Origin of the sequence: Affinundibacterium fentianense (assembly GCF_018139545.1) — a bacterium.
Taxonomy (GTDB): domain Bacteria; phylum Pseudomonadota; class Gammaproteobacteria; order Burkholderiales; family Burkholderiaceae_D; genus Undibacterium; species Undibacterium fentianense.
Map to the genome: position 1 here is coordinate 832,119 of NZ_JAGSPJ010000001.1, position 26,168 is coordinate 858,286.

Below are 26,168 nucleotides of genomic sequence, written 5' to 3' on the forward strand. Positions count from 1 at the left end.
CTTCGATATCGGATCTTTGATTGCCGACGATGTAGCCATCCGATTACGCAACTACTGAAACGGGTGACTCGTTCGACTGTTAGTCGTGTTAGCTATACACTCCCTTTTTCTTCGACAAGCCCACTTTTGCGCTCTGGTGCGATTAATGGCAACACAATTTCAAATTGCGCCCCTAAACCCGGCTGACTTCTCACTGCAATTCGACCACCAAGCACAGAATGAATGATGTTGTAACAGATGTGCAAACCTAATCCACTGCCTCCCTGCCCTAATCGTGTCGTAAAAAACGGGTCGAAAATTTTACTTAAGTTCTCTTCTTTAATACCGTGACCGTTGTCACTAAATACCAGACTAACTTGTCTTTGGTCGATTAACTCAGCAGTCAAATTGAGCAGGCCTTGCTTGCGCCCATGAAAAGCATGGATGATTGCATTCATAATTAAATTACTGATCACTTGTCCAAATGGACCGGGAAAACTATCCATCACAATGGTTGCGGGCATATCGATCTGCAACACATGTTCCTCGCGTTTCAAACGATTCGACATCGTTAAAGCAACCTCTTCGCACACTGTTCGCAAATTGAATTGACGTCTTTGCTCGGAAACCTGATCGACCGCAATTTGTTTGAAACCAACAATCAAATCCGATGCCGAAGTCAGATTACGAAGGAGTAACTGACTTGAGGTTCCCGTCGCTTTTGCAAAGACCTCCAAACTTGAACGTCGCATCTTTCCAGTCTCAATTTCTTGCAAAAATTTTTCGCTCATTTCCATCATCGTTGTTGCTGTCAGGAGACTATTTCCCAAGGGCGTATTAAGCTCGTGTGCAACCCCAGCGACCAAGGAACCTAAGGCCGCCAATTTTTCTTGTTCGACCAATTTAGCCTGAGTCATTTGCAGGTATTGGTAAGCATCGGCATTATCAAATGCAATCGCTGCGTAAGCACTTAATGTCTTTAGAATATCGACTTCTCGTGTATCAAAAGCGTTTGCCTCAGCGCTCAATAATGTAATTAGGCCGAGTGTCTTGGATTGAACAATAAGAGGCGCAAACAAACCTGACAGGGTGCGCTCGTCAGACTCAAGTGAAAGATTCTTTCTATCTTGAATTGTCGGGCTCGCTTCTCGAAGCTTGATCAAACGTGATTCTGTCACGCAAGTTATCGCCGGCTCTACCCATTGTCGAGGCAAAATCGCTTGTGCTATCTGCGTACTGCCATCGAGTTTAAGCTGAAAACTCTCTAAGCTTATCCCTTCACGTACAACGAATTTAAATTCAATGAGGGTTTTGTCTAGATTTAATGTCCCAATCGCAAAGAACTGCGTTTGTATCAACTCCGACAAATGTTCATAAAGCACTTGTTGAATTGTCGTTGGATCTAAACTAGCGGTAATCTTCCGACCGATTTCACTTAAAAGTGCAATATCTCGTCTGGCACGTTCAGCAATCTCACGTTGTTCCACAACTTCGCTAGTACGATGCGCGACCTCTTGCTGAAGGTAAGCTTGATTTGCGTGAAACGACCTTACACGCAATCGATAAGATATCCAAATTAGCGCGCTTCCAAGCAGAAACGCGGTGGTGTACCACCACCAAGTACGCCAAAATGGCGGGGCTACGTCGACTTCCAAAAGGAGGACAGGATCACTCCAAACGCCATCTGGGTTCGCCGCTTTCGCATAGAAGCGATAATTCCCTGAACTTAGGTTGGTGTAGGTTGCCGTACCTTGTTCCGCTAATCCGTCAATCCAATCTGCATCTGATCCCTCTAATTTCCACGCATAGCGATTTTGCCCACGGTTGTAGAACTGCAATGCCGATAATTGAAAACTGACCATTGTGTGGCGGTGGGTCAAATAAATTTTCTTTGCCAAGTGCAAAGCCCCATGCACCCCTATATCCTCTAGTGTTGCATGGTCTGCACCCGTAGTCGAAAAGACATCCAACCCAACATCATTCATGCTGAGTTTAGCTTGTTGATCCTTTTCAGGCAGTGACTTACCTCTTTTTTGGCCAGGAGCAGTTTGAGTGCTCTGTAACGATCTGTTAAATAAGAGAATATCGCTCAAAACAACTTTGGGTGGAAATAAATTGTCTTTCAACTGCTCGGGATGAAATCGAATCAAGCCTTTAGTTCCAAAATACAGACTTCCATCTGGACCTTGAGCACTCGCGCCGAAATTGATACCTGCCCCGAAATGAGTCAGTGCAGGATAAAAGCGGGCTTTCTGCTGTTCCGGAATTAGTCTTGTCAGTCCGAGATCATTACCTAGCCAAATCTCTCCATTACGCGCAATTTCGATAGAATCAAAGCCACCTTGTGGCATGCCTTTTGTTTCAGACCATGAGTGCAAAGTCCAATATTGGTCTTGCTCTGTCAAATCAAATAATCCTGCCTCAGTTGCTAGCCAGAGCCGATGACGTGCATCTTCGCGCATCGATTGAATCGCTAGTTTCTCGGGATGAGGGACTATACGATCTGGTTGGATCATTTGGTCGAATCGATAATGCTCGGGTCGCCAAAGATATAAACCTCCTTTGGTTCCAATCCACAAACGCCCTCGGTGATCAAGCAACAAGCTATCAATCACGTCATGCCCAATCGCACCTCGCACTTGGCTGTCTGTTCTGAAGGTATCAACCGCCCACTCTTCCGTGAGTGATCGTCCCACTGCACTGCGGATTCGATATAAACCCAATGCACTTCCGGCCCAGACATCTCCATTTCGATCGGCGACAATCGAGCTAATTGAAGCCCCCGCTGCAATTTGACTATTCAGTGCAATCTCTCGACTCTTTCTCGACGTAGGATCAAATACAAACAAACCACCGTCACCGCCTATCCATAACTTTCCATCAGAGGCAAGAAACTGCGCTTTAATTTTAGTCAAGGGCATTTCACTGGGAAGTATCCTCTGAACAGCCCCCGATTCTAAATTTAATCTCACTAAGCCGTTGCTATACGTTCCGACCCATGCAAATTGATCAGATACAAAACTAATTGCCATCACAACAGGCGAAGCTAAATTTTTATTGTCAATTGCCTCATTCAAATACAGATTAAAACGTTTACTACGCAGATCAGCCTGAGCTGCACCTCCATCACTTGTGCCAACCCACAAACTACCATTGCTGTCTTGTACTAAACTTTGAATTGCCCCTGAATTCAAACTACTTGCGACAGCGCGACTGTGTGTATATGTTTCTAACAATTTCCTTCCGTCAGTCCACTTACGTAAGCCCGCATCGCCGCCAAGACCTATCCATATCGCGTTGTCTGTATCACGTAACATGGAGCGAATAACGCCTTTTGGTAAATCAAAATCACTTCCAAGCTGTTCTCGATCCATTTTTTCACGATCAACTTTCCAGATCTGTAGACCGTTTTCCATACCGACCCAAATTCGGCCTTGGACGTCGAGAACTAAACTACGCACTTGAAATTGAATAGGATCGAGCAATTGTTCTGCCACTCGACTCTGCGTATTAAAGAAATGCAAGAGCTGACCGTCCTTACTCACATGGGCGACGAATTGACCTTGTCCTAGCCACACTCCGCCGAGGCCATCAGCAATGATCGTGAACACGCGCCCTTGAAGTTCGGGGTCGGGACTGTCCCAACGCTCGAATTGTGCTCGGCGGGTATCAAATCGATATAAGCCACCATACATTGCCACCCATAATTTTTCGTTGGTATTCAAAACAAGCCCGCTGACACGTCGATTCTGCAGAGAAATATCAGCCGGCATCACCTGCCGCTGTATCGTTTCTGACTGAAGATCCAATCGATCGAGTCCAGCTCTCGTTCCTATCCAAAGAAACTTACCTTGATCCTGTAAGATCGCTGTCACCAAAGGATTGCTGATACTTGCTAAATTATTCTCTTGATACTCGAATGTTTTGATCTGCCGACCATCAAAACGCGCTAGGCCGTTTGCGGTTCCTAGCCACATAAAGCCCTGCTTATCTTGAAACATACTCATCACGCTGCTACTGGGTAGACCATGTTCCTGCGTCAAATGACTAAAACGTAAGGACTGAATGTTGTCAGCCAGGGCAAAATTTGAAATTGAGAGAAAGATGAGAGGAAAGAGATGGAGCAGGCATTCTTTAAAACTAAATACCATCCTAGCAGCGCTATGCAAAAGTAATCGGGATCGATTCACAACACGAAATGAATAAGCAAAGCGACGCATCGACTAGCCTTTTCTCGAAATTGCTTTTTTGGTTGGCACTACATTATTAGAAGAAATGCGATAGAGCGGTCGCATCATTGTTCGCTAAACATACAATGTATTAACTTTACAGTCGAGAATACAGCAGAACACGAATCGACTGCGAATCAATCACGGTTTGACCAACGTGGTTCGAGCACATTGTAGGCACAAACCAAGCATCTGTGAAACAGCTTAGAGCAATTCTCACTTTTTTGCGACAAAACGCAATTGACCCATATTTTTTGACCTCGACGATATTTTCTTGTTCTTCTATATCGAGAACGTGTTCAAACACCTCGATTAAAATACTCGACATTAAATTTCAATACGACGAGTTGATTAGCCGAATTCTTTAAAAACTTCCAAATCAATTTGAACCGATTTGTCGCCAGCTGACATCCAAATTTGTCCATCTTGAATAGTGCATTGCAACTGCATGGTTCGTTCTGCAAGTTTAGCCAATTCTTGACTTGCCTCGGATGCGATATTTTTTACACACAAATTTTTTGCACGATCCAAACGGCTATTCATTTGTTTCCACCAAATTTGGCTCGCATGAGCAAAGCTGTAAACAAAAACCTGTTCTGCACGGCCACATGCCTTCAAGAGGCGCCGATCATCCGGCTGTCCCACTTCGCCCCACAGCAAAATCGCGTCTGTATAGTCTTTTTCCCAAAAATCTGGCTCTTCCGTGTCCGAGATTCCTTTACCAAATGCTAAACGCTCACTCGCATGAATTGCAAATGCCAGCACTCGGACCATCATCCTTTCATCCGTCTCAGAAGGATGTCGAGCAATCGTCAAACTATGATCTGCATAGTAGCCGCGGTCCATATCAGAGATATTCAATTCCGCTTTGTAAATTGTTGATTTTAGTGCCATTCAAGTTCTTCAAAATTATTTAAAAACGACTGTCTTGTGACCATTCAACAAGATTCGATGTTCAACAAAATAGTTGACTGCCCGTGCAAGTACAACACATTCAACATCTCGTCCGATTGCCGTCAACTTTTCGGGGTCCATAGCGTGATCGACGCGCTCAACATCCTGTTCAATAATCGGTCCTTCATCCAAATCAGCTGTCACAAAATGTGCGGTTGCGCCTATCAATTTAACACCACGTTCATGTGCCTGATAATAGGGTTTCGCACCTTTAAAGCTTGGCAAGAATGAGTGGTGAATATTAATTGCTCTTCCATTTAGCGCGAGACACATTGGGTTCGACAAAATCTGCATATAGCGTGCCAGAACCACCAATTCCGCATGATGATCATTGATGACATCAAGCACTCTACGTTCTTGCTGAAGCTTTTCTTCTGCCGACGCTCCCAGCGCAAGGGGAAAATGATGAAAGGGAATATTATAACTCGCGGCTAATTGATAAAACTCGGTGTGATTCGAGACGATAGCCTTAATTTCCACTGGCAACAAACCACTCTTATAACGAAAAAGTAAGTCGTTTAAACAGTGTCCAATTTTCGATACCAAAATCACGACTCTGGGCTTATGGTGGGCATCATGTAATTGCCAAACCATCTTCATAGAATCGGCCACCTGTCCAAACGCGATCCGTAATTCGGCCTCAGTGATGGCTTGGCTCTCCATTGCAAAATGCACTCGCATAAAAAAAAGCTGTGAGTGCGCATCGCCAAATTGGGCTGAATCAATGATGTTGCAGCCATTCGCAGCCAAAAATCCGGAAACCCCATGAACAATGCCGCGTTGATCGGGGCACGACAAAGTCAAAATATATTCTGCTTGCATCACTCTTCGGACCGTAAAGATTTTATTGAGAACACCTCCATTGTCTCACGCTTGGAGCAATTTATGCCGACGCAAAATAAAAGCACGTTCGTACTTTTTGAGATATAGTCACGGTGCTCAAATAAACTTAGAGGAAACTCATGTCAGATCACATTATCAACCGTCAAATTCGTTTGGCAGCACGTCCAATTGGTTATCCGCAAGCGAGCGACTGGCGCCATACGGAGGAAGAGTTAAGAGAACTCGAAGAAGGAGAAATTCAAGTCAAGGCTTTATATCTTTCTATTGACCCAGCAATGCGAGGTTGGATGAATGGTGGCAAATCTTACATACGACCTGTAGAAATTGATGAGGTGATGCGTGCAGGTGGGATAGGACAGGTCACTGCGACCAAGTCGGATCGCTTCAAAGTTGGTGACTTTGTCTCGGGCAGCATCGGTGTTCAAGAATTTTGGACAGGCCAAGCGGACGACAAATACGCAGGCTTCTATCGCGTCGATCCAGCGTTGGCTGCCTTACCCAAATATCTAAATGCTCTCGGTATGCCTGGCATGACTGCGTATTTTGGCTTACTCGATGTTGGCCAACCGAAGCCGGGTGAGACAGTCGTCGTTTCGGGTGCAGCAGGCGCCGTTGGGCAGACGGTAGGACAAGTCGCCAAGCAAAAAGGCTGTCGCGTAGTTGGTATCGCTGGTGGCAAAGAAAAATGTGACTTCGTTGTGAACGAACTCGGATTCGATGCCTGCATTGACTACAAGAATGGATCAGTAAAAGACGGCTTGAAAGAATTTTGCCCGAATGGCGTGGATGTTTACTTTGACAACGTTGGGGGCGACATCCTCGATACAGTGCTGACGCGCATCAATATGAAGGCGAGAATTATTATTTGCGGTGCGATTTCCCAATACAACAACACGACACCAGTCAAGGGGCCTGCAAATTATTTATCCTTGCTCGTCAATCGCGCACGTATGGAAGGGATCGTCGTCTTTGACTATGTTAAACGTTATCCGGAAGCTGTCCGTGAAATGAGTGCTTGGATGGCGCAAGGACAATTTCAAACCCGCGAAGACATTGTCATTGGATTAGATCGCTTCCCCGATGCACTTATGATGTTATTCAAAGGTGAAAATTTTGGCAAACTTATTTTGCAAGTTGGTGACACAGAGGAATTGAGTAAGCACTAAAATTTCAGCATCGCGATAAACCAAAATAAATACGGCGACGGCGCGCAATCATTCCCTTGCTCGCTGTCGTTTTCCTCCAATATGGAAAAAGAAGAGATTGCCAGCCTAGTTTCTACTGTGTAATATGAATCTGGGCATATTTGACATTGAGCAATTTTGTTCCATGTGAGGGGTGATGCGAGACACTTCAAACCACGGTTGGCATCGTTTGCGATTTGCCTCGGCTTACGCGCCCGCAATTCAACTTTTTCGCTCGCGCCTGAATTTCAAACAGGTCGCTCTTGTTTTGCTCCTGCTCATGACTAGGTTCCCTGTCAATGCACAAGAAGCAATCGAGCACTCTCAATTAGAAGAAAAACCTATCCAATTGAGTGGATTTGGTAGCCTTGGTTTTGCCTATAACACGAGCCAAGATTTTGACTATTTGCGCGACTTACTGCAATCAAAGGGCGTAGGGAAAACTCATCAATTTGGTTTTGGTTTAGATTCACTGATTGGCTTGCAAGTCGTAGGCAAATACAACGATGCATTAGAGGCGAGTCTACAAACCATCGTGCGCCATCATGAAAACAACTACCGGCCTGAAATCAACTGGGCATTTCTTAAATATCTACCTGACGACAATCTTGACTTACGGATAGGTCGGTTGGGCTTTGATGTTTACCCACTTGCAGATTCGCGGAATGTGGCTTTCTCTTACATTTGGGTGCGCCCACCAGTCGAATATTTTGGCGGTTTAATAGTCAGCTATCTCGATGGTGCTGACGCGGTGTATCGATTTGATCTCAAGGACAGTCAAATCAAAATAAAACTATTTACCGGACAAGCGAAGGAACGGGCGATCACCAGCAAAGACAACTCTTATTTTTCGCTGAAAGGCTCTCGCATTATTGGTGGGCACGTGGAATATCAGAGGCAAAATTGGCTAGGACGCTTGGGCATATCGCAACTCCGATTTAAGAATGACTTTCCCGATATTCAAGGGCTCATCGCCGCGTTGAATTCAGCAGATATCCGAAATCTAAGCCCGACTGCCGCTAATTTAGCAACGCAACTTTCTTTCAAAGACAAGACAATACAATACTTATCCGCTGGGCTAGTGTACGACGATGGGCCATTTCAAGCACAATTCATGCTCAGCAAATTAGACTCGAAAACCTTAAGTTTCGATTCAAACTTGGCTGGCTTTTTTACCGCTGCATATCGAGTTAAAAACTGGACACCCTATTTTACGCTTGCGAAAACCCGTCCTCGTGACCAGTCAATAACCAGTCTAGGCATTCCGCTTGGCATCAATCCTGAAATCGATCGAGTTGACGCTGAATTTAAGAGTTTTTTAAAGGCAACCCGTAACGAGCAAAGCTCAATTGCAATTGGTCTACGCTATAACCTAAACGCCACTAGCGACTTGAAGGTACAAATTGATCACATCCATAATCAGCAACGTTTAATCGTTCGCAGTGCGTCACCCAACTGGAATGGTAAGGGAACGATACTTAGCGCCACCTACAACTTCATTTTCAATTGAGGTCGATTGACGATGAAAGGCAAACGCGGCATTCACCTAATTAGCTCCCTTCTGATGTTGGGCTGGAGCATCTGTTCAATTTGTTACGCGACGGGTGACTTTGTTGTGATCGCGAATTTGCAAGCGGAAGTCGACAAAATGAGTAAAGATGAGGTGATTAATGTATATATGGGGAGAAATCGACGACTGCCATCGGGTATTAAAGCCTTACCCATCGATCTTGAAAATCCTCTAGCAGAGAAAGCAAATTTTTATAATTTTATGGTCAACAAAGAGCTAGCTGAAATTAGCTCGTATTGGGCTCGCCTTATGTTTTCAGGCCAAGGCTCACCGCCACGTCAAGTGATGAGCGTCGAACAAGCCTTAGAAATCGTAATCAATGAGAAAGGCGCCATTGCTTATATCGATCGAAGAAAGATCGATAAGCGGGTCAAAATTGTTTTTGACCCAAGCAAATCTTAATCGCCATATCGACTTCTTCTACCACGACCAATCCATGCCCAATTTACTTCGAACTAGTATCGTTTACCGAAGCAGCGCACTGGTGCTGGGTATCGCGCTCTTCGTCGGTAGTATTTTTGCGGCCTTTACCTTTTTTTCAGAAACCAATTCCGAGCAAGATCACGTCAAAATTCGCATGACGAGTTTGCTTAGCACAGTTGAAAACACGGTCAGTATCGCTTGCTACCTATCCGATGCGAACTTAGCGAAAGAAGTCGGACAAGGTTTATTAAAGAATGACGAACTCGCGAGTGTGAAGATTTTTTCTGCCAATACTGTCCTCGCAGATCTTCAAAAAAAACATTTCTCGCCCCAAGTTAAAAAGCTCACGCCGCTCATGAGGGCAAAGCTACAGATTCAACGGCAGGTTTACTCTCCATTCAATCCCCAGGAGGAAGTCTGCCAAATTGAAGTGATTCCAGACATCGAATTCATTCGCCACCAAGTCAATCAGAAAGCGCTTTTTACGTCCTGCCTTTTGATGCTGCAAACACTCATCATGGCAGGCACTCTGGTATTGATAGTCATGAATCTCATCACACGTCCCATCAAAAATATCTCAGATCGATTACATCATCTCGCGCCCGATGCCAACGCTAGCCTACCGCTACCACCTGGAAATGAGAGAGATGAAATCGGTCAACTAGTCCGAGATGTCAATACCCTGTTTTCGAAATTATTTCATATTCTTGAAGATGAACGTGATTTGCGAATCCGACACCAAATCGGCGAACGCAAATTTCGAGCTATTTTCGACAATTCTGAAACTGGTATTTTTCTCTTGAATTCGCGTGGCGAAGTCTTGTCCTCAAATCCAGCCTATGCCCGTCTGTTCGCCCTACCCAACACCCCGGACGCAGCTACCATGCAAGCAAGTCTCATCAGTCGCTTAAGTGACTACGCTCTTCGCTTACAAACGATGATAGAACATGCCGCCCATGAAGACGTCGTTTCATCAGAAGATTTTGCAATTGAGGTTGGTCAACCGCCTCAGCAAAAATGGATTAATCTCGTCTTGAGTCGGGTTGAAAACGACATTTTGCAAGGTCTTGTGAACGATATAACGGAGCGAAAAATGCGCGAGGAATCCGCCAATCAGTTGGCGATGACTGACCACCTCACTGGCATTGGCAATCGTCTCGGATTTGAAAAAGCGATCGCTCGCATACAATTTGAAATGCACGCAACCTTGATCAAACAATTTTACATCTTGATGATCGATCTTGATGGATTTAAACAAGTCAATGACCAACATGGACATGAAATTGGCGACCAAGTATTGATACGCTTCACTCAAATTCTCACTAAGCTAGTTCGCCGTTCAGATTTCATCGCACGGACAGGTGGAGATGAATTTGTTGTGCTTTTGAAGAATATAGAGGATGTAGAAAAAGTAAAAAGCATCGCTAACAAAATCATCTTCGAGGCGGGCCAAACAATCACGTTTAACGGCAATGTCCAGATTAGAATCGGCGCGAGTATTGGCATTCGCAACGTCGACATGGCTGACTTCGACTTGGCGAAAGTCTTGCATCAAGCCGATGAGGCGATGTATGAGGCAAAAAAATCTGGCAAGAATCAGTTTTGTTTTTACAAAGAATATTAGAAAAGGCGCATTAATCAATACAACTGGTCGCACCGAACGAGCCTTTTCAAAGTTGACTGGAGCAGCTTGGACTTATTTAGAATAACGCTTATGCTAGCGATTTGTCGAGTAGTCCCATTCCTATTTCAGTTCGCATGACATTACTCCACCTTACCGCTCCTCAGGAATTTCAATTCAGTTCAATCACGCAACATCTCGTTGCAGCGATCAGCGCAATCGCCATGACTGCCCTATTTCTGATTCAGTTGAACTTAAATTTCGTTCGACCTAGCGCAGTGACGCGCTTCAACATGCAATTATTCAATATCAGTTTGCCAAAAACTATTGAACCTAGCGTTGCCGAGATCCCCCCAAAAAAGCTCGTCGATAACAAAATTCAAAAAGTAGACTCTGGAAAGCGCATAAAAAAGACAGAAACGGCGAGCACACCTCCACCCACTTCCCATGACTCTAGTAATACGCCAACGCCTACGGACACAACCGCACGTTTGGACAGTCCTTTTGATACAGCCGGATCTGCAAATACATTCAAGCCTGATGGCGCAACTGTTCGCGACGCTTACCACGCCAGTAAATCCGACATCCAAAAAATGGCAGAGAAGCGAGGGCTTGCTCTGAACGACCCTAAAGCGAGCAAGTATGAAAAGTTTCAGGACGCAGCGACGAGGGCTGCGAAGCCGGATTGTCTGCGCCAAGGTGGCAGCATCCTCTCATTGTTTGTCGTGGCATATCAAGTCGCGACCGATCACTGTAAATGAGCACTTTACATGAGGCATCTTCGAAATTCGCCAATTTCACCAAGCTTCCCTTCCAATGAACCAGTAATGCGTTTCTTTCTGCGCAGCGCTGTAGACGCAGCACAAACGCCGATATGAAAGACATGATTCGAGCAGAACAATGCACGCGAACAATGCATAGAAAACGACGAATTGATTTCATCGCTTAAGACTAGTACAGTGATGCAGCACATACTTCAACATGACTTACATAAGCGTACTCCTCGAAAATGGATCTCCAGCACATACTGCAATCAGGTTTTGAATTACATCAAGCTGGACAACTCAGTGAGGCGCGCGCCAAATATCAAGACGTGTTAAAGCACGATCCAGCAAACTTTGATGCCTTACAGCTTTCTGGTGTCATTGCGGCGCAGTTAGGCGAACTCAATCTCGCACTCGAACTCCTTATAAAAGCCAATGCAATCAAACCACAGGATCTCGCTGTGGCGACCAATCTCGCAAAAGCTGCTTCTGATTTGGGCAACTATGCCGTCGCCATTCAAGCACTGCGCACTATTCTGCAGACAAAGAATAATGATCCCCATCTGATTTTTGCTTTGGCACTGAATTACTTTCATGTACAAGACTATCGTCAATCTATCCAGTATTTTGACTTCGCATTACAATTGCGCCCCAATTGGGCCGAGGCCCATTGCAATCGCGCTAACGCCTATGATGAAATGCATGAACATGAGAAGGCGTTAGTTGACCTTAATATGGCGATTGAGCTCGATCCAGACTACGCAATTGCACATTTTAATCGCGGCAACATCCTACAAAAAATGCGCCAACTCGACCTTGCACAAAGTAATTTCGAACGCGCCATCAACATTCAGCCTTCACTCAAACAAGCTCACCTCAATTTGAGCCAACTTTACTTTCATCGCGGCGACTACCATGCTGCCTACGCAGCCAGCGATACCGCGCTTGCGCTCGATCCACACCATGTCTCCGGATATAACTGTCGAGGCCTCGCAGCGATGGAATTAGGAGACTACGCCACAGCACGGAAAGATTTTGAATCGGCAATCGCGATCCAACCAGATTTTATTCATGCCTACACCAATCTTGGAAAACTTTTTCGTTACACCAATCAACATGCAGCTGCAATCGCCAGCTATCGGACCGCTTTGGCGATCGATCCAACATCCGCAATCGCCCTTTTCGGATTGGGTTTGTGCGAGCTACAAATTGGCGACTTTTTTAATGGATGGGCACACTACGAGGAGCGTTGGCATCCTGACGTTCTTTCCGACCCTAAGCTAATAAAAAACTTCAGCCAAACTCGTTGGGATGGGCATCGCACACTGAGCGGAAAATGCATATTACTCTATGCTGAACAAGGCTATGGCGACACTATTCAGTTTTGTCGTTACGCACGCAAGATCAAAGCACTCGGTGCGCACGTCGTGCTTGAAATTCCCAGCGCGCTATTCGCTCTCTTTGAAAACTTAGAAGGCGTTGATCAATTGGTCGCGCGTGGAGAAGCGCTACCCCATTTTGACTTTCATCTCCCACTGATGAGCTTACCGTACGTACTACGGTCTAACATTGCCGGAATTTTTGCATTACCCCCGTACTTAAGCGTATCGCAATCGAAGAAAGACCAGTGGCAAAAACTATTGAGCGATTGTCTCGGCAAAGAAATCGATACACGTCATAGAAAAAAGCAAAAAAGAATAGGCCTCGTATGGAGCGGCAATCCCCAATTTAAGAACGATAGCAGCCGCAGCATCTCGCTCGAACAACTGATCCACTATCTACCGCAAGAAGCTGTCTATTTCTGCTTGCAAAAAGAAGTCTCCATCAAAGACAAGGTCTACTTAAATACGCGTCCTGAAATCCAACAATTCTCAAACCAGCTACACGACTTTTCAGATACCGCCGCGCTCTGCTCGCACCTCGACCTCGTGGTCACCGTAGATACGAGCGTTGCTCATCTCGCTGGCGCTTTGGGTATTCCAACCATAATCTTACTTGCGGCAAATTCAGATTGGCGTTGGTTGCTCCATCATGACAAAACACCTTGGTATGAATCTGTCAGCCTAATCAGACAAGCACGCGTAGGTCAATGGATAGAGGCACTCAGTATGCTCGCGAACAAACTGCGAGATTTTATTCGTGCGTGAATCTGAGCATCGAATTTGATCCTTCTCGACCTCCTTAGGTTTTGTCGACCTCAGGACCAAACGCACCATACCGATTTTGGCCGCCTCGTCGTAACAAGCTTATTGCGAATCGACGTCACACTTCACTACCATCACTGACATCTTCAATTCCCAGCACACTTTTCGCTGTATCATTCGGCAGCACTTCCACCATTTTCAATTTTCTCGTCATCTGACGCGTACGCACTTCAGCTTTATCAATATTGTCGGCTGCTTTCACTAATGCACTTTTCGTCGCTGCCAACACATCCCCAAATTTACTAAATTCGGTCTTAACTGCGCTTAGTACTTGCCAGACTTCGGACGAGCGTTTTTCAAGAACCAAGGTTCTAAAACCCATTTGTAAGCTATTTAATAAGGCAGATAAAGTTGAAGGCCCCGAAATCGAAACCCGATAAACACGTTGTAATTCATCCGCCAAGCCTGGCCTACGCATGACTTCCGCATACAACCCCTCTGTCGGTAAAAACATAATGGCAAAATCGGTCGTCAATGGCGGTGACAAGTATTTTTCCGCTATCGTCTTCGCCTCATTGCGAATCGCACGTTCCAACTCTTTCCCAGCCTGCGCTAACGCTTCCGCATCTGCACGTTCAGCGGCATCGATTAATCTTTCGTACTGTTCTTTCGGAAACTTCGCATCAATCGGCATCCAAACCGGTGCGCGATCGTCTTCTTTTCCTGGCAATTTGATAGCAAACTCAACTCGCTCTCCACTATGCGGTATGGTCTCGACATTTTTTGCATATTGGTCAGGCGTGAGCATTTGTTCCAAGATCATTTCCAATTGCACTTCACCCCAGGTGCCGCGCGTTTTCACATTGGTCAAGACCCGCTTCAAATCACCCACTCCGATTGCAAGCTGCTGCATTTCGCCCAAACCTTGATGCACTTTTTCCAAGCGCTCCGATACTTGTTTAAACGACTCGCCTAAACGTTGCTCCAGAGTTGCATGTAATTTTTCATCGACTGTCTTCCGCATCTCCTCCAGCTTGCTTGCATTGTCGGCTTGCAGTTGTTGAATTTTTTGTTCGAGTGTGGAACGAATTTCGAGCATACGTTGCGCGTTCGACTCTGTCATATTCGACAGCGTTTGATTCAAAGTCTCTGCAAAGCGTTGAAGACTCAAACCTTGTTCATCCCGCGCAGTTTGACTCTGTTGCACGAGGGAAAAACGCATTTGTTCGAGTTGCTGTGCATTGCTCTCATTGAGTTTCACTAGTTGCTGCGAAAACGTATCAATCTGTGTGTTTTGTATTGTCGCAACGCTCGTTAATTGCGCAGTCAAACTTTGTTGAAATTGCGAGAAATTCACACCAATCTCTTGCCGTGTCGCTTGGTTTGTCGACTGGAGTTGCTCACGTAGACTGCGTTCAGATCTTTCATCCGTTTGCTGTTGTTGCAAAAAATTTTGCTGCAACTGGGCTTGCAATGCCAAGATTTGAGCGTTGCCTTGAGCGTGTTTTTGACGAACAAGGAGCATTACTTGAAGAATCAAGATAATGACGCCGAACAGGAATAGGAATATTTCTAGTGTGCTCATGAATGGAAAATCCCGAAATAATGATACAGATCATGCAAAGCACGCGATGCGCAAATTCTACTAACCCGGAGTATTCCGCATCCAATCTGCCGTTTGGTAAAACGAGTGCATTAAATGTTCCTGCAAAGACTGCGCAAGTCCAATATCCTGCATCGCCCAAGCCATACATCGTAGCCACTGATCGCGCTCAGCGATACCGATCGCATAGGGCAAATGCCGAGCGCGCAAGCGCGGATGACCGAATTGACTAATGTATAAATCCGGTCCTCCCATCCAACCGGACAAGAACCAAAACAATTTATCGCGTGAACTGTCGTTTGGTTGCGGATGCAATTGATGAATACCAGCGAACTCTTGTTCAAGCTGCATCAAGTCATAAAACCTGTCCACTAATTCACGTAGTTTGTCTGCGCCACCGATTAACGCATACAGATTCGATTTTTCTTCTTCCATTTTTCAAGAAAACAAATAAGCGTCACGATTGATAGGATTTGGCCTCCCGGATTGAAGCATCCCGCGACCAAACTTGCCCCCTTGCCTCTAGCTATTACGCAACGATAGCAGAGGTGGTTGATTTAAAACATTCCGCAATCCCAACCATCCGCCCAATAAGGCACAAATTGCTCCAACCCCTACACCTGCAATCATTACCAATGGAGAAAAAGACCATGCGAACTTAAAAGCATAGGTAGCGAGAGCCCAACCAATAACCGTAGCTCCACTCGCAGCCAATAAACCAGCTAAGCCCCCCACTAAGGTGAACTCCAACCACTGTGCTTTCGACAGTTGCGAGCGTGTCGCACCGAGCGCACGCAACAAGGCTGCTTCGCGCATGCGCAAATCTTGCGATCCCGCCAATGCTGCATACAAAACCAACACGCCTGAGGCTAAGGTGAACATAAACAAAAACTCTACCGCCAAAATAACTTGATCAAGAATGTCTTGAAGTTGTTTCAAAATGGCGCCGACATCCATCACGGTCAAGTTCGGATAATCCAAAGTCAATTGATTAGCAAACTGCTTTTGATCGTCGGGAATACGCATTGCCGTAATATAAGTTGCGGGCATATTACGCATCGCATTCGGGCTTATCACGACAAAAAAATTAACACGCATTGAGCCCCAATCCAATTTTCGCAAACTCGTTATTTTGGCGCTTACTTTCTGTCCAGCGATATCAAAGCTCATGATGTCACCTAGTTGCAACTTCAGGGTTTTCGCCAGCCCTTCTTCGACCGAGGCCTCTGCCTCCGTTTGGCCATTTGCTTGAAACCACTCGCCTGCTGTTATTTTATTCAAAGGCGGCAACTCGCTCATCGTTGATAAATTAAACTCCCGTTCGACGAGCGCGTTGGCCCTTTCTTCTTGATAGCTATCCGGCTTTAAGACGCGATCATTTATCTGTATCAAGCGGCCGCGCATCATGGGATAAATTTGTGGCTGAGAAAAATCATTGATGCGTTTCGCGATCGCATCTTTTTGGTCAGGTTGAATATTGATGACAAAATGATTGGGGGCATCCGCTGGGGTCGATTGCTTCCACGCAGCGATCAAGTCACCTCGCACAACTGTGAGTAACAAAAGTGCCATTAGGCCCAATGAAAGTGAAACGACTTGGATGACGGTCGCGCCAGGTCGTCTCTGCAATGCAGTCATGGCGAAACGCCAAGCAGCAAAATTAAAACTCGACCGTAAATGTTTGAGTAAATAAATACTCGCACGTGCGATCAGCGAAAACAACAAAAGTCCGAGCATAAAGCCCACGGCGACCATCAGTCCGACTTTAATATTGCCAGACTGCCACAGCATGATGCCAACAAAAACCAATAAACCAAAACCATAGGTCAATATCGCCATTGGCTTAGGCGCATCTTGTTCACGTCGAATTACTTGATTATGAGGCACGTTCCGTAATTGCAATATAGGGGGCATTGCAAACCCAACTAGCAACAGAATGCCGATCAATACCCCTTGCCAAGCAGGCAGGATTGTGGGTAAAGGAAGGTCGTTGCTGACCAATTTACCCAACCATTCTAGTAATAGAAAATGACTGAGGTAGCCAAAAAGAACACCAAGTAAACTTCCCAATAAACCCAGCAACAAGAATTCGATCAAGTACATCTTAGTGACTTGATTTTGTGTCAGTCCAAGACAGCGCAACATTGCGCATGCATCAATATGCCGTAACATATAACGACGCGCGGCCATCGCGACGGCAACCGCTGCCAGCATGGCCGACAACATACTCACCATCGCCAAGAATTGTTCGGCGCGATCGAGGGTTGCACGCAATTGTTCATTGCCATTCTCTATCGTCTCAATCCGAACTCCTTTTAACCCAGCCACATCGATTTCTTTTTCCAGTTTTGTCTTGAAATTCACCACGGCAGTCTGATCACCTGCGACAAGCAGTCGATAGGTGACTCGCGAACCATCCTGTACCAATTCCGTCGCAGCGAGATCATCAAAGGCAATCATCACGCGCGGTGAAAATCCGAGGAACCCGGAGCCGCGGTCTGGTTCAGAGGCGATACTTTGTTCCACCACAAATTCTCGTTCCCCTAAACGTAGCGTGTCACCCAAACGAATATTTAAGCTACCGAATAATGCTGGGTCGATCCAAGCCGTGCCTCGCCTTGGAATTGATGTCGTAGCGACTTCGCGTGTACCTTGCTGAAGTTTGAGTTGACCGCGTAAAGGATAGGAATCGGTAACGGCTTTGAGCGTGACCAATTTCGCACGGCCAGATTCTCCGGTTCCTGTTAAAGCCATACTTGGGAACACCACCGTCTGGGCTTGACGCAACTGATAGGTACTGGCTAATTCTTTCCAACTAGTCGGAATCTCCTTCGTCGATGTCACGAGTAAATCTGCTCCGAGAACTTGATGTGCATCGCGTTCCAAGCCGCTACGTAAGCGATCAACAAAAAAACCGACTGAAGACAAAGAAGCGACCGCGACAATCAGCGCTATCAGTAAAAAACGCAATTCCCCTGCACGCCAATCTCGCTGCAACATCTTCAGTGCAAAACGCCAAATTGAAAATTGCATATCGTCCCTCATTTTTCACACACACTATCGACTGAAAAAATTGCATTTTTGGTCGTTGCAACCGCAGACTCGTGGTCAATGCAATCCCAGAACTGGTTGATTGTCAGAGATTAAAACTGTGCAAGTGCACGTCCAAAATCCGCCATCAAATCCTCGGTATCTTCAATCCCAACAGAAACGCGGATCAATGAATCAACAATACCCATCTCGGCTCTGCGCTCTGGTCCCATCTCGAAAAATATCGTATGCGCAACTGGAATCACCAATGTTCGGGTATCCCCCAAATGGGTCGCATTAATTGCCAATTGCAAATGACTGAGGAAGTCAAAGCAATCTATTTCAGGTTTTAATTCAAAACTGAGCAATGCGCCAAATGCACGAAACAATCGTTTCGCTAACTCATGTTGGGGGTGAGAATGTAAGCCTGGATAATGCACGACTGCTACGCGTGGATCGGATTCCAACATTTGCGCCAACGCCAATGCATTCGCGCTTTCACGCTCCATCCTTAACGCAAGTGTCTCGGCACCCACCGCAATTTGATGTGCTGCTTCAGGCGACAACGATGCACCGAAATCCCGTAACGCCTTTGCGCGAAGTTGCGCCATGCCCTGTTGGAATCTATCCAGCTTACGGAAATTCGCAGCGATATGCGGGTATGCACTCCAATCAAAAACACCGGTATCTGTGATCGCACCACCGAGTACATTGCCGTGGCCCGCAATGGATTTTGTTAATGAGTTGATGACAAGTCCAGCGCCCACTTCTTTTGCACGAAATAGATACGGTGAGGTCATTGTATTGTCTACGACATACAAAATACCCCGAGCACGGCATAGCTCACCGATACGCAGCAAATCTGCCACTTGCGTACGCGGATTTGCGATTGTTTCCGCGAATACCATGCGCGTCTGTGGCGTGATCGCAGCTTCGACTTCCGCGACATTGGTCGCATCGACCAACGCTAATTGTATGCCTTGCTCAGAACAAGTTTGCCAAACACTGTTCGTGTTCCCAAACAAAAACCGTGAGGAAATAATCTGATCACCCTGTCGCAATAGACCTTGAAACACGGCACCAATTGCGGCCATCCCACTTGCAAAACAAAGACTTGCCACACCGTCTTCCATTTTACTAATCTTCTCCTCCAACGCAGCAACCGTGGGATTTCCTTGGCGGCCATAGCGAAATCCAGGTTTTTTACCTTGAAAGACATCGGCTAACTCGCGGGCATTGTGATAACCATAGGTTACCGAAGTGTGAATTGGCTTGTGGGGAGAACCATGTTCAATCTCTTTTTGGCGGTCGCTATGCAAAATCGTGGTGGTAAAGCCGTAGTTGGATGAAGTGCTCATATTCTATGAATGACAAAGGATTAAAACGGATCAAACTAAAACGAGAGTTTAACCTAGTTTAAGGATGTCAAAGTGGAGCACATACTGATTTTCAGTTTTCTTGGCTAGACTCGAGACGAAACAATAAAACACAAAAAAAAGGCGAATTGACCGCCGGTCAATTCACCTATGCTTTGGCTAAGCAAAATAAATCCATTTTTAAAGGAAAACGAAGAAAATTACTCGATCAAGGAAATAATTAGTTGAGATCGTTTTTTAATTAGTAAATTCTATTTTTTTTCAATTTTTATCTCGCGCTCTATCTTCATTTCTTTTTCGCCCTTTTCGTTGAGATCGAGGCTTACCCCTTTTGACGTCATTTTTCCTAAGTCACGAATCTTGTAATCTGACGGCACGACAAACATGGCAGCTGGAATGTCATCGCGTTTGAGATTATTCAAACGATAAATTCTCTCACCACTACGAGGATCACTATGTTTCGAATACACGGTGATTTGCAATTCCGGTGATGTCCAGACTTCATCGCTGACCAAAATAGCTTGGGTATTGCCGATTTCTCCAGCAGGAATTTCATAACTCGTGACTTTTCCTTCGGACTTAATGCCATCAATTTCTTTGCTGCCTAATGATTTCGTTTGACGCTTCGCTGCCCATTTAGCATCGCCAAAAAACCGCGCGAATCCTGGTTCCAAGGCCCCATTCGAAAACATTTCAATCCTAGGCGCGCCTTCCGGTCCTCGAACGTCAACCGTCACAGTTTTGAAAGCATCACCATTCACTTTGCTCTCGTCTCTTTCAACGCGCCGAACGAGCACATGCCGCTCATTCTTTTTGTCACCGCTCTCCGCTAACTTCAGTTCAATGACGTTTTTTCCGTCCTTTGATTTCGAGATGTTTTCGGTCACGATATCCATCGGCATTTTATTGCCATCTTTTCCAAGAATGTGAATACGCGTAGCAAGTATCGTTGCAGTCTTTGACCTTGGATTTAAGATGATTCGACGATCGGCCTGGTCTGAAATCACCACCTCCCGCACCTCACCTTTGGCATCGCGGATATCTTCTCGGGTGCGTCCCTGCGTGTCTCGATACCAGTTACTACTTATTTTGCTAGATAGAGTATTTCCATCTGCTAGCCTCTGAATCGATTCGACGATGACTTCGGCACTATAGGGTGCATTCTTCACGGTCTTGTCGCCCATACGAATAATTTGTGCACCGTGCGATAAATTACTCATCCCAGCCAAGTCAGTCCCTAAAGGCAATCGATTCAAGATCACTTCACGGCGGATTTCCGTTTTTTTCGCGCCTTCTTTTGTCACTCTAAGCTCCGCATTTTCTTGATCGAGGTCTTGCATTGAAGAACCCAAAACAAGATGAGTCTGTCCTCCGCTCTCAACTTGTCGTGCATACACTTGCGGTACAGATGACAAAACCAATCCTGCCAACACTGTGGCCAACAAACATTTTTTCGTATTCAACATATTCCATCTCCTCTTACACAAAATGACAATGCAATGATCGTTCGATTGCGACTCAATTTATCGCTTTCGAGACCAGAATAAACCCTACTCACTCGGAACAAAACGTACAGCGAGATATTCATCATCCTCACCAATTAACACTTCCGCCCTAGCGTATTCACCTGCCGTTTGAGGGCTAACAGATACGCCGTAGGATGCCAAAAATGATTGCGGCACCTCGGTCTCAACGATTCGCATTGTTCCTTGCTTTAAAATCGCCTCGCCGCTATTGAGGGCAATAAACGGAATTTCTTCATAATCACCAAGATCAGACCTAGACACGTCGCTATCATTGTGCATGGGGGAAACAGATCGACCAGTGAGGCTCATTGGATCTGCCAGAATAAGCATCAACACCAAGCTCGCGATCACCGTCAATCCGGCTAACTGCGAAGGTTCGCGCCACCATCTTTTCCACCAAGGCTTGCTTGGAAATTGTTGAGAAAAAGCCGCAAGAAGTCGCGCCTCGACTTCGATTGGCGTATTGAGTTGCAACATTTCCTGTTTCAAATTGCTTAAAGCTGGTCGCAAAGTCTGATTGATTTGGTCGGTAGTTAACATTGACTTTCCCGTATTCACTAGCAATTTTTTATCGTTCCAAGATCACGTGAGCGATAGGTCTGCATCTTATCCGCAAGTGCCGCACGCGCCCTCGCAAGACGCGATCGCACTGTTCCTACATTGATCTCACATATGTCGGCAATATCGAGATAAGATAATTCTTGTATTTCAAAGAGAATCAAAACATCGCGATAATGTGGAGCCAATCCCGCGATCGCCAACCGTAAGTCTTCTGCCATTTGATTGGTTAACACGCGTTCCAATGGCCCTTGTTCATCACTTGGGATTTCGACTTCATCCACGTTTTCCAAGCTGTCCAATTCTTCATCGCTTGACGGCAATTTGCTCAAGTGACGAAGTGCTATCGCATCGCGTTTCATTGACAAATTTCTTACAATACCGAACAAAAAATTCAAGAACTGCCCTTTCAAAGCATCAAATACAAACTTCCCTGTTAAGAGTCCCATGAAGACATCTTGCACAAGATCCGCTGCGCTCGCAGCTGATCCGCAGCGAAACAGCGCATACCGGTACAGTGCAGCTTGGTGACGGCGATAGAGTTCTGCGAAGGCTACTTGTTCACCTTGGCGCATACGTCTTACTAATTCGGTGTCGCTGATTAGTTCATTCATTCTTCATCAGTTCGCAAATCATGCCTCGATTGGTTATACCTATATTCCCATCAAGAGGTCGAAAAGTTCCCACCTATTTCGTTATTTTTTAAAAAAATTTGAAGATCACTGACAATCTCACGACAAAAAAAAGCCAGTGCTTTATTCGCACTGGCTCTTCAATCCAAAAATTTTTCCTTATTTTGTCACACTATCTTCACGTAGAAACGCCTCTACACACTGCGCCAAAATTTCCGGTTGATCATGATGCAGCATATGTCCTGCATCAAGAATTACTTTGGTTTGTAACTTGGGAATGAATTGCATACGACGATCAATTTCAACTCTCGCCTCATCCTTAGAACCAATCATGCGCCAAATATCAGTCTCGCTTGCCTCTACCCACAAGACTGGTGCACTAATATTTTGCCAACATTCCAAGACCTCATCGACATGATAAAGCAAAGGGCTAGAATTTTTATGCGCTGGGTCAGCCAAAAGCTCCCATCGACCCGCCTGATTTTGACGCGACCAGTGTTGCGCGAGAAAATCGGCACGCACATCTGACAAACGGGGATTAGTCTTTTGTAAACGTCCCGCAACTTCAGACAAATTAGCGTAATCACGCAAAGTGGGCGTTTCACGCAATTCATCCAACCATTTGCGATAGCGACCCGGTGCCTGTTTGGCTTGTGTCATTGGCATCCCAAAGCCTTCCAAATTCACCAAACGTGCGATCCGCTCAGGTCTCACACCAGCATAAATCATCGATATATTCCCACCCATGCTGTGCCCCAATAAATTGACCGCTTGCTCAGGAGAGTAGTGCTGCAAAATCGCATCAAGATCCGCGATGTAGTCTGGAAACCAATAGCTCTCCACTTTAGGATATTCTGTTAAACCAAACCCCCGCCAATCTGGGGCAATCACATGCCATTCTTGTGCCAAGCAGTCAACAATGAATTGGAAAGAGGCTGCGACATCCATCCAGCCATGAACCATAAATAAAATGGGAGCGTCGGGATTTCCCCAATGACGAACGTGCATGTTCAAACCGCGCAAGGCGATAAATTCAGAACGACTGGATTTCATAGCATTAACCTTTAGACAAAAATAGTACGACCGTTCGATAATTATAACTGAATCGTTCCATTTTGCTGCAGTACACAAAAATAAAAAGGGAATGCTGCCTTATTCACGTCAGCATTCCCTTTCATTTTTTTGACTTACTTCGGTTTCGGCGACTAAGATGATGCTTGCCCCACTACAAAGCTTTGATCGCAACGCAAAAAACCAAGGCTATCCCTAATTTGCTTTTAATGCATCAAATCGAATGACGTCACCGACTTTGACTTTCACAGCCTCAATTTCCGTTTCACCAAGCAGTTCGGCAACGGCGAATTGCATTTGCACCTGATGGATTTTAATTTTACCCATCGTCGCTTGCGGGATTCCCAAATTTGCTGGGCGCGCTTGTTGCGAACTGAGACCTAATACTGGCAATTGATCAAAATCCGAGAGGAGCAAAGCTTCATCACCGACCATCAAATTTGACGTCACCCCAGTATCTAACACAATTTGCTTCCCATTCACCTGTAAAATTTTTGCCATCATGGGCATCGGTGCCAAATCTTTACGTATCCACGCGACCGATTCCTCAACTAACAAATCGATTGCTTTACCAAAATTGGTCGCATAGAAAGCCACACTGCCAAACGGTTTATCACGCCCCACTTTACTGTCGTCCTCAGAAGGCCGATACAAGTGATGTCGACTCAAAAACGCGCCACTGATACCATCATAAATAGAAAACTCAATTTCTAAATGACGTTGCCGATTTTCCCACAGTCCCCAATACTTTTTATCAGCACGCACACCCGCATTCTTGATTTCACCAGCGATCACAAATTGCGCATCATTTTCCGCTGCGACTTGTTGGACTAATTTTGCCGATGGCGTACTTTGTTGATAATCAAACGATAACAATCCTTTTGACTGACGCACTAAAAAATTTCCAGACCGGTCAAGGCGATTCAACATCTCACGAGGCAGTCCTAGCGAAATATCGTCTAAATCCTGAACTTGCATAGGAACATTTACTGCAAATCCTGTGATAACGACTTTTTTCTTCAAAATTCTCTGCTCTGGCAATGGAGCTGGCTTTGCTTTTGAGAATAAGCCGCAACCAGTTTGAACTGAACTTAGTATTAAGATCAGCAAGCAAACACAAATAGTTTTGGTAGACTCAAGCCAAGTAGCAGCAAGCATTTGTCGTCTGTTCTCAGCATGAAAAAGCATTCCGGTTCCCTTCGTCAATTAAGCGGAAATTAGTTTATTTTCATCGCATGCAATTCTTCTGCTGTAAATCCCGCTGCTAAACGCGCAGAGACATTAAAAGGAGCTCGAAGTTGCGGCGCTCGATATTGCTCTGCCAATTTTGCAAAACACACGATTGGGTCCAATTGTCGCATCTGGCAGAGAAATCCAAACCATCGATTACCGATGGCAACATGGCCTATTTCATCACGTAGAATAATGTCGAGGATTTCAGCCGCCGCGAAATCTTTGGCTTGCGCCAACTTCGCTCTTAGCGCCGGTGTTGCATCAAGTCCTCTTGCCTCCATCGTGCGAGGAACGAGCGCCATTCTTGCTAACACATCTGACTGCGTCTTTTCAGCCAATTCCCATAAACTATTGTGGGCGGAAAAATCACCGTAATGAAAACCCATGGTTTCCAAGTGATTGGCGAGCAGACTGAAATGATAAGCTTCTTCTTGGGCCACTTGTAACCAATCCACATAGTAGGCTTCAGGCATATCGGTGAAACGCCACACCGCATCAAGTGCTAAATTAATCGCGTTAAATTCAATGTGAGCCAACGCATGAATCAAACTTGCACGCCCTTCATGGGTATTCATTGCACGACGTTTAACATCCAGAGGAGGTACCAATTCTGGCTTTTGCGGGCGTCCTGGAATACTGGCTGGCGCGTCAATTGCTTGTACATTATCGAGACTCAGTTGTCCCTCTAACCAAGCAGTTCTCAGTGCGGTAACCTTATGCGCCTTCACTTTCGCATCGGACTCCTTCAAGCACATTAATGCCAGTTGGCGTAGCTCTCGCTCTTTAATCGATAGCAATTCAATATCAAATATATGTTCAGGGGTCGGTGAATTCATGCGTTGAGCGTTAAAATAGCGATTATTTTGGAATACCTCTATTTTACGGAAGATTCATGGCTATTTATCAGTTAGGTGAGATTTCTCCTGAAATCGACCCAAGTGCTTACATTACCGACAGTGCAAAGGTCATCGGTCACGTCAAAATCGATGCGAATGCGAGTATCTGGTTTGGCAGTGTCATTCGTGGCGACAACGAACTCATCCACATCGGTGAAAACAGCAATGTGCAAGAATCATGCACTTTGCATACCGATCCTGGATTTCCGCTCACAATTGAGAATAATGTCACGATCGGACACCACGCAATGCTACACGGCTGTCGTGTCGGAGAAGGAAGCCTAATTGGCATTCAAGCAGTGCTATTAAACGGTGCAAAAATCGGAAAGAATTGTCTAGTTGGCGCCGGTGCATTGGTCACTGAAGGCAAAGAATTTCCCGACAATTCTTTGATCGTCGGCTCGCCAGCCAAAGTGGTACGCACACTGACACCAGAAGCGATTGCTCAAATGCATAGCAATACCCAAAACTACGTCGATCGCGCACGAGCGTATCGCGTCAATTTGAAGCGCATAGACCAAGAATAGGAAAA

General features: G+C 45.6%; 20 protein-coding genes. 7 read left to right on the forward strand and 13 right to left on the reverse strand.

The window, feature by feature from the left end:
• Nucleotides 1-92: 92 nt before the first annotated feature.
• The 3 genes from KDM90_RS03670 to purU all read right to left on the reverse strand — a co-directional run bounded on the left by KDM90_RS03670 (nucleotide 93) and on the right by purU (nucleotide 5,987).
• Nucleotides 93-4,199 (reverse strand): two-component regulator propeller domain-containing protein, encoded by a 4,107-nt coding sequence (locus KDM90_RS03670; RefSeq protein WP_329605289.1) that lies wholly within the window; start codon nucleotides 4,197-4,199, stop codon nucleotides 93-95.
• A 360-nt stretch (nucleotides 4,200-4,559) separates the two neighbouring features.
• Nucleotides 4,560-5,102: a YaeQ family protein gene (locus tag KDM90_RS03675; protein ID WP_212674195.1), complete on the reverse strand. Its 543-nt coding sequence runs from the start codon at nucleotides 5,100-5,102 to the stop codon at nucleotides 4,560-4,562.
• A 15-nt stretch (nucleotides 5,103-5,117) separates the two neighbouring features.
• The gene (purU, locus tag KDM90_RS03680) at nucleotides 5,118-5,987 is read right to left on the reverse strand and encodes a formyltetrahydrofolate deformylase (RefSeq protein WP_212674196.1); all 870 of its coding nucleotides are present in this window, start codon (nucleotides 5,985-5,987) and stop codon (nucleotides 5,118-5,120) included.
• 137 nt (nucleotides 5,988-6,124) lie between these two features.
• Here purU and KDM90_RS03685 point away from each other — a divergent pair, with 137 nt between their 5' ends.
• From KDM90_RS03685 to KDM90_RS03710, 6 genes are all read left to right on the forward strand, one after another.
• Entirely contained in the window at nucleotides 6,125-7,171 is a 1,047-nt protein-coding gene (locus tag KDM90_RS03685; RefSeq protein WP_212674197.1) for an NADP-dependent oxidoreductase, read from the forward strand.
• 298 nt (nucleotides 7,172-7,469) lie between these two features.
• Nucleotides 7,470-8,699: a hypothetical protein gene (locus KDM90_RS03690; RefSeq protein ID WP_212674198.1), complete on the forward strand. Its 1,230-nt coding sequence runs from the start codon at nucleotides 7,470-7,472 to the stop codon at nucleotides 8,697-8,699.
• A 12-nt stretch (nucleotides 8,700-8,711) separates the two neighbouring features.
• Nucleotides 8,712-9,161, forward strand: coding sequence for a hypothetical protein (locus KDM90_RS03695; RefSeq protein ID WP_212674199.1), 450 nt, complete (start codon nucleotides 8,712-8,714; stop codon nucleotides 9,159-9,161).
• Nucleotides 9,162-9,195: 34 nt separating this feature from the next.
• Nucleotides 9,196-10,806, forward strand: coding sequence for a diguanylate cyclase (locus tag KDM90_RS03700; RefSeq protein ID WP_212674200.1), 1,611 nt, complete (start codon nucleotides 9,196-9,198; stop codon nucleotides 10,804-10,806).
• 134 nt (nucleotides 10,807-10,940) lie between these two features.
• Nucleotides 10,941-11,564: a hypothetical protein gene (locus tag KDM90_RS03705; protein WP_212674201.1), complete on the forward strand. Its 624-nt coding sequence runs from the start codon at nucleotides 10,941-10,943 to the stop codon at nucleotides 11,562-11,564.
• Between the two features lie 248 nt (nucleotides 11,565-11,812).
• A complete protein-coding gene (locus tag KDM90_RS03710) occupies nucleotides 11,813-13,714 on the forward strand; it encodes a tetratricopeptide repeat protein (protein ID WP_212674202.1) in 1,902 nt (633 codons plus the stop codon).
• A gap of 115 nt (nucleotides 13,715-13,829) precedes the next feature.
• Here KDM90_RS03710 and KDM90_RS03715 read toward each other — a convergent pair whose 3' ends face one another.
• From KDM90_RS03715 to KDM90_RS03760, 10 genes are all read right to left on the reverse strand, one after another.
• Entirely contained in the window at nucleotides 13,830-15,296 is a 1,467-nt protein-coding gene (locus tag KDM90_RS03715) for a DNA recombination protein RmuC (protein WP_212674203.1), read from the reverse strand.
• Nucleotides 15,297-15,356: 60 nt separating this feature from the next.
• Entirely contained in the window at nucleotides 15,357-15,749 is a 393-nt protein-coding gene (locus KDM90_RS03720) for a group II truncated hemoglobin (protein WP_212674204.1), read from the reverse strand.
• Between the two features lie 87 nt (nucleotides 15,750-15,836).
• On the reverse strand, nucleotides 15,837-18,347 hold the full coding sequence (locus KDM90_RS03725) for an ABC transporter permease (protein WP_230409575.1): 2,511 nt from the start codon (nucleotides 18,345-18,347) through the stop codon (nucleotides 15,837-15,839).
• A 110-nt stretch (nucleotides 18,348-18,457) separates the two neighbouring features.
• A complete protein-coding gene (locus tag KDM90_RS03730) occupies nucleotides 18,458-19,702 on the reverse strand; it encodes a cystathionine gamma-synthase family protein (protein WP_212674205.1) in 1,245 nt (414 codons plus the stop codon).
• A 269-nt stretch (nucleotides 19,703-19,971) separates the two neighbouring features.
• Entirely contained in the window at nucleotides 19,972-21,186 is a 1,215-nt protein-coding gene (locus KDM90_RS03735; protein ID WP_212674206.1) for a hypothetical protein, read from the reverse strand.
• Nucleotides 21,187-21,270: 84 nt separating this feature from the next.
• On the reverse strand, nucleotides 21,271-21,786 hold the full coding sequence (locus KDM90_RS03740; RefSeq protein WP_212674207.1) for a hypothetical protein: 516 nt from the start codon (nucleotides 21,784-21,786) through the stop codon (nucleotides 21,271-21,273).
• 17 nt (nucleotides 21,787-21,803) lie between these two features.
• A complete protein-coding gene (locus KDM90_RS03745; RefSeq protein ID WP_212674208.1) occupies nucleotides 21,804-22,418 on the reverse strand; it encodes an RNA polymerase sigma factor in 615 nt (204 codons plus the stop codon).
• Nucleotides 22,419-22,595: 177 nt separating this feature from the next.
• Complete coding sequence (locus tag KDM90_RS03750; RefSeq protein WP_212674209.1) at nucleotides 22,596-23,489, reverse strand: alpha/beta fold hydrolase; 894 nt, start codon at nucleotides 23,487-23,489, stop codon at nucleotides 22,596-22,598.
• A gap of 213 nt (nucleotides 23,490-23,702) precedes the next feature.
• Complete coding sequence (locus tag KDM90_RS03755) at nucleotides 23,703-24,695, reverse strand: flagella assembly protein FlgT middle domain-containing protein (protein WP_212674210.1); 993 nt, start codon at nucleotides 24,693-24,695, stop codon at nucleotides 23,703-23,705.
• Between the two features lie 29 nt (nucleotides 24,696-24,724).
• A complete protein-coding gene (locus KDM90_RS03760; protein WP_212674211.1) occupies nucleotides 24,725-25,576 on the reverse strand; it encodes a ferritin-like domain-containing protein in 852 nt (283 codons plus the stop codon).
• Between the two features lie 56 nt (nucleotides 25,577-25,632).
• On the opposite strand from KDM90_RS03760, the gene KDM90_RS03765 reads away from it, so the two are divergent.
• Entirely contained in the window at nucleotides 25,633-26,163 is a 531-nt protein-coding gene (locus tag KDM90_RS03765; RefSeq protein WP_212674212.1) for a gamma carbonic anhydrase family protein, read from the forward strand.
• Nucleotides 26,164-26,168: the final 5 nt, after the last annotated feature.